This is a genomic window from Streptomyces glaucescens, from assembly GCF_002154375.1.
Classification (GTDB): Bacteria; Actinomycetota; Actinomycetes; order Streptomycetales; family Streptomycetaceae; genus Streptomyces; species Streptomyces glaucescens.
Window position 1 is genome coordinate 1 of record NZ_MUND01000642.1, and the last position, 9,429, is coordinate 9,429.

The following is a 9,429-nucleotide window of genomic DNA, read 5'->3' on the forward strand; positions in this document are numbered from 1 at the left end:
CACGCCTACCTGGAGTTCGACACCGCGCACGTCGACGCGGACCGGCTCGACACGGCGGTACGCGCCCTGCTGCGACGGCATCCGATGCTGCGGGCCCGCTTCGCCGACGACGGCACCCAGCGCGTCCTGCCGGCGTCGCCCTGGCCGGGCCTGACGGTCCACGACCACACCGGCCAGGCCCCGGACGTCGTCGCGCGGGCGCTGCTGGAGCGCCGCGAGGCGTTGTCCCACCGGCGTCTCGACGTGGCCCGCGGGGAGGTCATGGACGTCCGGCTGAGCCGGCTCGGGGACGCCGGGTACCGCATCCACGTCGACATCGACCTCCTCGTCGCCGACGTGCACAGCATCCGTCTGATCCTGGGCGATCTCGCCGCGCTCTACGAGGATCCCGCGGCCCTGCCCGCCCTGGCCTACGACTTCCCGCGCCACCTCGCCGACCGTGCCGCCGGACGGGCCGCCGAGCGGGCCCGCGCGGAGGCCTACTGGACGGCACGGCTGCCCGGCCTGCCGGGCGGCCCCGGCCTGCCGCTGAGGGCCGACCCCGGCGACATCGCGGTCCCCCGCTTCGTCCGCCGCACCGGGAGCCTGTCCCCGCGGGAGTGGGCCGCGCTGCGCCGCAGGGCAACGGCGCAGGGCATCACCCCGTCGGTGCTGCTCGCCACGGCCTTCGCCGAGGTCCTCGCGCGGTGGAGCGGTGAACGGCACTTCCTGCTGAACCTGCCGCTGTTCGACCGTGCCCCCGCCGCGCACCCCGACGTCGACGCGATCGTCGCCGACTTCACCAGTCTGGTGCTGCTGGAGGTCGACCTGATGCCGGGCACGGGTTTCGCCGAGCGGGCCCGGGCCGTCCAGCAGCGGCTGCACGACGACGTCGGGCACGCCGCCTACACCGGCGTGGACGTGCTGCGCGACTTCGTCCGCGCCGACGGCGAGGCGCCCCGGACCGCCCCGGTCGTCTTCGCCTGCAACGTGGACGCCCCGCTGGTCCCGGACGCCTTCGCCGGTCTCTTCGGCGACCTCGCCTGGATGGTGTCCCAGACTCCGCAGGTGTGGCTCGACTGCCAGGTCTACCGCACCCGTGACGACGGGCTGCTGCTGGCGTGGGACGCGGTCGACGAGCTGTTTCCCGACGGGATGCTCGACGCCATGCTCACCGCCCTCGTCACGCTGCTGCGCGAGCTGATCGACGCGGACTGGCGGACCGCCCCGGACCTCCCGCTGCCGGCCGCCCAGCGGCGCCGCCGGGAGGAGGTCAACTCCGTGGCCCGCGAGCACAGCGGGCGGGTGCTGCACGAGGAGTTCTTCGCCCGGGCCGCCGCACGGGGCGAGGCTCCCGCCCTGGTGTGGAGCGCACCGGGCCCGGACGGGCGGGACACCACCCGCACCATCACGCACCGGGAACTCGCCGAGCGGGCGCTGCGCGTCGCCGGGGCCCTCGTGCGGCGGGGCGTGGGCCGGGGATGCCCGGTGGTCGTCACGGCGCCGAAGGGCCCGGACCAGATCGCGGCCGTGCTCGGCGTGCTGGCCGCCGGGGGGACGTACGTGCCCGTCGGGACCGATCAGCCCGCGAAGCGCCGGGAGCGGATCCTCGCCCTGAGCGGTGCGCGACTGGTCCTGGACGGCGGCGGCCCCCCGCACGACGCGGCCTGCGGCGTGGAAGTCCTGCCGGTGGAGCGGGCGTTGCGGGCCGAGCCGCTGGCGGCCCCGGTCCCCGTGGACCCGGGCGACACGGCGTACGTCGTCTTCACCTCCGGTTCCACCGGCACCCCCAAGGGCGTGGAGGTCAGCCACCGGGCGGCCGTCAACACCGTCGAGGACGTCAACGAGCGGTTCGCGGTGACCGCCCGGGACCGGGTCCTCGCCGTGTCCGCCCTGGACTTCGACCTGTCGGGGTGGGACGTGTTCGGGCTGCTGTCCGCGGGCGGCGCCCTGGTCCTGGTGGCGGAGGCGGAGCGGCGGGACGCGCACCGCTGGCTGGAGCTGTGCCGCCGGCACGAGGTGTCCGTCTGGAACTCGGTGCCCGCGCTGATGGAGATGCTGCTCACCGCCGCGGACCGGGAGCCGCTGCCCTCGGCGCTGCGGCTGGCGCTGCTCTCCGGCGACTGGATCGGCCTCGGCCTGCCCGGTGCGTTGCGCGAGGCGTCCCGCGGACGGTGCCGGCTCGTCGGGCTCGGCGGCGCCACGGAGGCGGCGATCTGGTCGAACTTCCACGAGGTGACGGACGTACCCGGCCACTGGCGGTCCATCCCCTACGGCACTCCCCTGAGCAACCAGAGGTTCCGGGTGGTCGATCCGGAGGGGCGGGACTGTCCCGACTGGGTGGCCGGCGAACTGTGGATCGGCGGGGACGGGGTGGCACTCGGGTACCGCGGGGACCCGGAGCTGACCGTCGAGCGCTTCGTCCGCCACCGGGGCGAGCGCTGGTACCGGACCGGAGACCTCGGCCGGTACCGGCCGGACGGGACCCTGGAGTTCCTGGGCCGCACCGACCAACAGGTGAAGATCAACGGGTTCCGCGTCGAGCTGGGTGAGATCGAGGCCGTTCTGCACCGGCACCCGGCGGTGGAGCACGCGGTCGCCGTGACCGTCGGCGACCGGCGCGGGGAGCTGACGGCCGCCGTCGTCGAACGCCGCGGCCCCGCCCCGGCATGCCCGGCAGGGACAGCGCCCTCGGGCACGGCGCTCGCGGCCTGTCCGGCGGTGGAGGCGGAGCACGCCCTCACCGAGACGTTCCTGGCCACGGTCCTCGACGGCCTCGGCGTCGCCGGAGCCTCCGGTGCCGGCCGGCCGGTGCCGGGGTCCGCGCTGCCGGCGGGCTGGGTGCCGTACCTGCTGGCCCGGGACGTGCTGGCGGGCACCGGGGACGCGCCCCGGCCCGGCCCGCGCTGGACGGCCGTACGCGACGAGCAGCGGATCGTACGGCTCCGGGAGCGGCTGCGGGGCACTCCCCTGGCGACGGTCGCGGACGCCTGGGACCGCGCCGTGCCGCTGCTGACGGCCGTGCTGACGGGCGGGGCCGGTCCCACGGTGCCGCCCGACGACCCGGCGCTCTCGCCGGACGGGCTCGGTGATCTGCTGCCGGGGGCACGCGCGTGCCTGGCCGGGATCGCGGATCACCTGGCCGGACTCGCGGCGCGGCGGCCGGAGCCGCTCGCCGTCGTGGAGTGGGCCGGACCGGGGGGCCGGGGCGCGGCACGGATCCTGGAGGAACTGAAGCCGGGCACGGTGACGTACACGCTGCTGGACCCGTCGGCCGCCGGACTCGCCGCTGCGCGCGACCGGCTGGCCGGGACCGCGCACACCGTGCGGACGGCGCCGCAGGACGGGCCGGCCGTCCCGGAGGCGTATCTGCACCGCTTCGACGCGGTGATCGTCAACGACGCCGTCAGCCGGATACCGGACGCGGACGCCGCCGCTGCCGCCCTGGCCCTGCTGGCGCGGCCGGGCGCTTCGGTCCTGCTCGTGGCGAGGAGCGAGCCGTCGCCGCTGCCGCTGCCGGGCGGGGCGGCGCCCCGGCGGCCGTCCGACGCCGCGGCGTGGCTGCGGGCGTTGGCGCGCCGGGGGTTCGCCGACGCCCGGGTGGTGCGGGTGGAGCCGGACGCAGTGACGCTGGTGTCCGCCCGGTACCCGGCCGACGCGGGGCACGTGGACGCGGACGCGCTGCGCGCCTGGCTCGCCGAGCGGCTGCCGGCCCACATGGTTCCCGCTGCCTTCGTGGCCCTGCCGGCGCTGCCGCTGAGCGGCAACGGCAAGGTCGACCGGCCCCGGGTCCGGCGGCTGCTGGGCGAGCGGGCCGCGCGGCCCGCGGAGGGCGCCGAGCCGCCCCGGGGGGAGACTGAGGAGGGGATGGCCGCGTTGTGGTCCGAGGTGCTGGGCGTCGAGGGCGTGGCGCGCGAGGCGAACTTCTTCCTGCTGGGCGGGGACAGCCTGCTGGCGACCCGGCTGGTGACCGCCGTGCGGCGCCGGTGGGGCGTCGAACTGCCCCTGCGTGAGGTGCTGCGGACGCCGACGGTGGCCGGTACGGCCGCGCTGGTCGACCGGTTGCGCGGGGCCCCGCCCGCCGGGGGCCCGGCGGGCGGGGCGGACGACGAGGCGTACGACGTGGGCGCGTTGTGACCGCCGGGCGGGCCGGCGGGCCACCGCCTCGCCCGGTCCGCGCGCCCCGCGAGCGCCCGCCCGGGCGCGGCCGGTCCGCTGGGCCGAGGTGCCGGAGCGGGCGCGGGCCGTGCCGTCCGCCGGCTCCCCGGCCCGGGCGCCGCTGCCCTGAGACGGCCGGCGGGCCCGCCCGCGCCCCGTCGGCGGCCCGCCCGGCTTCCCGCACCGTGCACGCGACAACCCTTCCGCAAGCGACAGTTGGGATGATCCATGCTTGAAGGCTGTGTGCCGTGGCCCGAGTCGTTCGCCCGCGCCTACCGGGCCAAGGGCTACTGGAACGACGAGCTGCTGGGCGACCTGCCCCTGTCCCTCCCGGGGGCGCGGGACTGGACGGCCGTGGTCACGGGCGACCGCTCCCTGACCTACGGCCGGCTCGACGAGGCGGCCGACCGGCTGGCCGCCGGGCTGCGCGGCCTCGGCATCCGCGCCGGTGACCGGGTCGTGGTGCAGCTCCCCAACGACGTGGAGATGGTGGTGCTCTGCTTCGCCCTCTTCCGGCTGGCGGCCCTGCCCGTGTTCGCCCTGCCCGCCCACCGGACGTCGGAGATCACCCACCTGGTGAACAGCTCCGAGGCGGTGGCGTACGTCTGCGCGGACCACGTCCTCGACTGCGACTACCGGACCATCGCCAAGGAGGTCCTGGACGGCACGCGCACCCTGCGGCACGTGCTGGTGGTCGGCGACGCGGGGCCGTTCACCCCGCTGGCCGAGGTGTCCGCGGATCCGGTGGCTCTCCCGGCGCCGGACCCCGGGGACGTGGCGCTGTTCCTGCTGTCCGGGGGCACCTCCGGGCCGCCGAAGCTGATCCCGCGCACCCACGCCGACTACACCTACCAGCTGCGCCGGAGCGCACGGCTGTGCGGCTTCGGTCCCGGCACCCGGTATCTGTGCGCGCTGCCCATGGGCCACAATTTCGCGCTGGCCTGCCCGGGCGTGCTGGGCACGCTGCGCCTCGGCGGCACCGTCGTGCCGGCACCCGCCCCCACCCCCGAGTCGTGCTTCCCGCTCATCGAGCGCGCCGGGGTGACGGTCACCTCGCTGGTGCCGCCCCTGGTCCCGCTGTGGCTCGACGCCGCCGAGTGGACCGAACACGATCTGGACTCCCTGAGGCTCCTCCAGGTCGGCGGGGCGCGGCTGAGTCCGGCGACGGCGCGCGAGGTGCCCGAAGGGCTCGGCTGCACCCTGCAGCAGGTGTACGGGATGGCGGAGGGGCTGCTCAACTACACGCGGCTGGACGACCCGGAGGGCGTGGTCTTCCACACGCAGGGCCGCCCCCTGGCCCCGGCCGACGAGATCCGGGTAATCCGCGAGGACGGCGCGGAGGCGCGGCCGGGCGAGGAGGGCGAGCTGTACACCCGCGGCCCGTACACGGTGCGCGGCTACTTCCGGGCCGGGGAACGCAACCGCACCCAGTTCACCGAGGACGGCTTCTACCGCACCGGGGACCTGGTGCGGCGGACGGCCGCGGGCTACTTCGAGGTGGTGGGACGCGTCAACGACGTGGTCAACCGGGGCGGTGAGAAGGTGCCCGCCCAGGAGGTCGAGGAGCATCTGCTCGCCGACCCCCGGATCGCCTCCGCCGCGCTGATCGCCCTGCCGCATCCGCAGCTGGGGGAGCAGACCTGCGCGTGCGTGGTGCCGCGGGACCCCGAGTGCCCGCCGACGCTGCGGGAGGTGCGCGCCGGGCTGAGGGACCGCCGGATCGCGCCGTACAAGCTGCCGGACCGGCTGGAGGTGATGTCCCGGATGCCGCTGACCGCGGTCGGCAAGATCGACAAGAAGGCGCTCAGGGCCCGCTTCCGGGACTGAGGGGGCATGTGCCGGAGGGGGTCCGGGCCCCACCGCGGTGCGCTCCGCCGGGGCGCGCGGGTGCGGTCCGGGTCCGCGGGCGGTGCGGAGCGCGGCCGGGAAGCGCTCCCACGTCCCGGCTCAGGCGTTCTGGGCGAGCAGGCCGTCGATCACGGCTTCGAGTCCCCGCCGGTGGTTGTCGACGGCAGTCAGCTCGACCCAGCGGGGTCCGATCACCGCGAGCCGCGGGAAGTCCGCCTCGGTCACGGAGGACATGACGCGCTGCCGGTACGGCGTCGCCGTCTCGCCACGCGTGCGCTCGCGGTTGAACCGGACGGTGAGTTCGCCGACGGTGTAGTACCAGATGACGCGATAGGCGTAGACGGCGTCGTCGGGGCTCAGCCCGCAGGCGATCAGCGCGTCGACCATGTTCTCCACGATCCACATCGCGGAGAGGCTCACGAACTTGTCGGAGGCGAGCACCTCCACCACCCAGGGGCAGTCCGCGAGGATGTCGTGCAGGACCTGCGCCCCGGCGAGCAGGCGCTCCCGCGGCTGCTCGGGGAACTGTGGACGCGGGAAGCCCTGGGCGTGCGCTTCGAGCAGGAGCATCAGCAGCTCGTCCTTGTCCTGCACGTGGTGGTACAGGGCCATGGGCGTGCTGGAGAGTTCCTTGGCGAGGCGCCGCATGGACAGGCACTCCGCCCCTTCCTCGTCGAGGATGCGCTGGGCGGCGGTGAGGATCGCGTCGCGGGACAGCCGGGGCGGGCGGCCCACCTTGCCAGACCGTCGGTTGGGGGACTGCATGCGTTCCGCTTCCTTCACTGTTCCGGACCGATGGCGCGCGCGACGGAAGCGGCTCCCAGATCGCTGCCAGTGTAGTGCCGGACGTTCCACCGGATGTTGCGGAGAGATCACGTCCAGGACACTCCCCGGGCGCGTCCGCATCGGGTGCCGCGCCGGCGGACGGCGCCATTCCCCCGCGGAAAGGAACCGGCAAGAATCCGGACAGCGGGTACAGGCAGCCTGTCAATCTGAGCCAATGAGTCAGCCCGCTCTCAGTGTTCGTTCCCTGGACCTCACCGATCCGGCCACATTCATCGAGAACGACATCCACGAGTTCTGGCGCGACGTACGTGCGCGGCGTCCCGTCTACTGGCACGAACCCACCGACCGCAATCCCGGTTTCTGGGTGGTGTCCCGATATGCGGACGTGCAGTCGCTGTACCACCACGGCGCTCTGAGTTCGGCCAGGGGAAACGTCCTCGATGTCGTGCTGCGGGGCGACGACTCCGCAGGCGGGAGCATGCTCGCCGTCACCGACGGCCCGCGCCACCGCAGCCTGCGCAATCTCATGTTCAGCGCGTTCACGCCGCGGGTCCTCGGCGAGGTCGTCGAAAAGGTCCGGAAACGTACCGACGAACTGGTGTCGGCGGTACTCGGGATGGACACCTTCGACTTCGCCGCCGAGGTCGCCGAGCAGATCCCGATGAACACGATCTGTGATCTGCTGTCCATTCCGGCCGCCGACCGCGGCGCCCTGCTGCAGTGGAACAAGATGGCCCTGTCGTCGGGCCACGCGGACAGCAGCGAACTCGACGCGCTCGGCGCCCGCAACGAAATCGTGCTCTATTTCATGGAGTTGGCGCAGGAACGGCGGGACAAGCCGGGCGGCGACGTCATCAGCATGCTCGCGACCTCGGAGGTCGAAGGCCGCCCGCTCACCGTCGAGGAAGTCGCCGTCAACTGCTACAGCCTCATTCTCGGCGGCGACGAGACCTCCCGGATATCGGCGATCTGCGCGGTCCTCGCGCTCATCGAGAATCCGGATCAATGGCATGCGCTGCGGACCGGAGAGGTCTCCTACGAGTCCGCGGTGGAGGAAGTGATCCGCTGGGCGACCCCGGGCATCCACCTGGCGCGCACCGCCGTCGAGGACTTCGAGATCGGCGGTGAGAAGGTGCGCGGCGGCGACATCGTCACGCTGTGGAACATCTCGGCGAACAACGACGAGTCGGTCTTCGACCAGCCGCGCCGGTTCACGCTGTCCCGCTCGCCCAACCGGCATCTGTCGTTCGGTCACGGTCCGCACTACTGCCTGGGCGCCTACCTCGGCCGGGGGGAGCTGCGGGCGTTGCTGAGCGCGCTGGTGGAACGCGTCGGGCGGATGGAGCTGCGCGGGACGCCCCGCCCGATCTACTCGAACTTCCTCACCGGCTACGAGAGCCTGCCGGTTCACTTCGCCGGCCGCTGACATCCCCGCGGGAGGAACCCGCGCGGAGGAACTGGACCCGCCGGCACGAATTCTGCTGCCCGCATTGCTGTCCGCGAGAACACCCGGAGTCGAGAGGTGAGCATGAGGAAGAGTGTCTGTGTCATAGGCGCGGGTCCATCGGGTCTGGTGGCTATCAAGGAACTTCTGGACGAAGGTCACTCCGTGACCTGCTTCGAGCACAGCTCCGAACTCGGCGGGGTGTTCCGGGCGGGGGTCGGGGCCGACGAGGCGGGTGCCTACGACTCCACGATGCTGACCATCTCCAACTACATGATGACCTTCTCCAGCTTCCCCCCGCCGGCGGGCCAGGACCGGCGCTACTGGTCCGCCGGCGAGTACCGGCAGTACCTGCTCGACTTCGCGGAGAGGTTCGGGCTCGAACCCGCCATCCGGTACCGGACCGACGTGCTGAGCGTGTCGCGGAACGACAGCGGCGGCTACACCGTCGAGGTCGCGCCGGCGGACGACCCCGAGAGCCGGATCGCCCACCAGTTCGACGCGGTGGTCATCTCGACCGGGACCCACCGCGTCCCGAACTACATCGACCTGCCCGGCCAGGAGGAGTTCGCGGGCGAGATCGTGCACTCGGCCCACTACCGCAACGCCGACCGGTTCCGCGGGAAGCGCGTCCTGTGTGTGGGCATCGGCGAGACGGCCGCGGACGTCGTGAACGAGATCGCCCAGGTCGCGGCGGGCTGCACGCTGTCCGTGCGCCGCTACCAGCCCATCGTCGAGCGGTACCCCGGGGACCGGCCGTTCACGAACGACGCCTACACCTCCCATCTGCTGCACTCGGTGCCGCTGGCCGCCGCCGGCCCGATCATGCACCTCGGGATGAAGCGGAGGAGGACCCGGGGGAAGACGGCCGCCGCCCGCGCGGTGGCCGCGTGGAACGCGAACACCCCGGACTTCTTCCACCACTTCCTGACGAAGAACGACGCGTTCGTCCACCGGATCGTCGACGGCACGCTGACGGTGAACGCCTCGGGCATCCAGCGGCTCGGCAAGGACTACGTGGTGTTCAAGGACGGCCGCCGGGAGACCGTCGACACCGTCATGCTGAACACCGGCTACACCGAGGACTTCAGCATCCTCAAGGACGTGGACGTCACCGACGTCCGGCGGCTGTACAAGCACATGATCCACCCGGAGCTGGGCGCCGGCGTGGTCTTCATCGGATGGGCGCGGCCCGCCGCCGGCGGCGTACCTGC

5 protein-coding genes are annotated in these 9,429 nt (G+C 73.6%); 4 read left to right on the top strand and 1 reads right to left on the bottom strand.

Going from position 1 to position 9,429, the window contains the following annotated elements:
• Positions 1–4,116: non-ribosomal peptide synthetase (locus CCN42_RS33885; RefSeq protein WP_086741269.1), on the top strand; the 4,116-nt coding region annotated here is incomplete at its 5' end.
• A gap of 249 nt (positions 4,117–4,365) precedes the next feature.
• Entirely contained in the window at positions 4,366–5,964 is a 1,599-nt protein-coding gene (locus CCN42_RS33890; RefSeq protein WP_086741270.1) for a (2,3-dihydroxybenzoyl)adenylate synthase, read from the top strand.
• A 120-nt stretch (positions 5,965–6,084) separates the two neighbouring features.
• Here the strand turns inward: CCN42_RS33890 and CCN42_RS33895 are convergent, their stop codons facing one another.
• Positions 6,085–6,750: a TetR/AcrR family transcriptional regulator gene (locus CCN42_RS33895; protein WP_086741271.1), complete on the bottom strand. Its 666-nt coding sequence runs from the start codon at positions 6,748–6,750 to the stop codon at positions 6,085–6,087.
• A gap of 235 nt (positions 6,751–6,985) precedes the next feature.
• Here CCN42_RS33895 and CCN42_RS33900 point away from each other — a divergent pair, with 235 nt between their 5' ends.
• Positions 6,986–8,197, top strand: a complete 1,212-nt coding sequence (locus CCN42_RS33900; RefSeq protein ID WP_086741272.1) for a cytochrome P450 — start codon at positions 6,986–6,988, stop codon at positions 8,195–8,197.
• A 102-nt stretch (positions 8,198–8,299) separates the two neighbouring features.
• The coding region (locus CCN42_RS33905; RefSeq protein ID WP_245877588.1) for a flavin-containing monooxygenase at positions 8,300–9,429 on the top strand (1,130 nt) is incomplete at its 3' end.

Bases quoted from the DNA above. Each gene is read 5' to 3' on its own strand.
- CCN42_RS33890 (WP_086741270.1), top strand. From the start codon at position 4,366: ATGCTTGAAGGCTGTGTGCCGTGGCCCGAGTCGTTCGCCCGCGCCTAC.
- CCN42_RS33895 (WP_086741271.1), bottom strand. From the start codon at position 6,750: ATGCAGTCCCCCAACCGACGGTCTGGCAAGGTGGGCCGCCCGCCCCGG.
- CCN42_RS33900 (WP_086741272.1), top strand. From the start codon at position 6,986: ATGAGTCAGCCCGCTCTCAGTGTTCGTTCCCTGGACCTCACCGATCCG.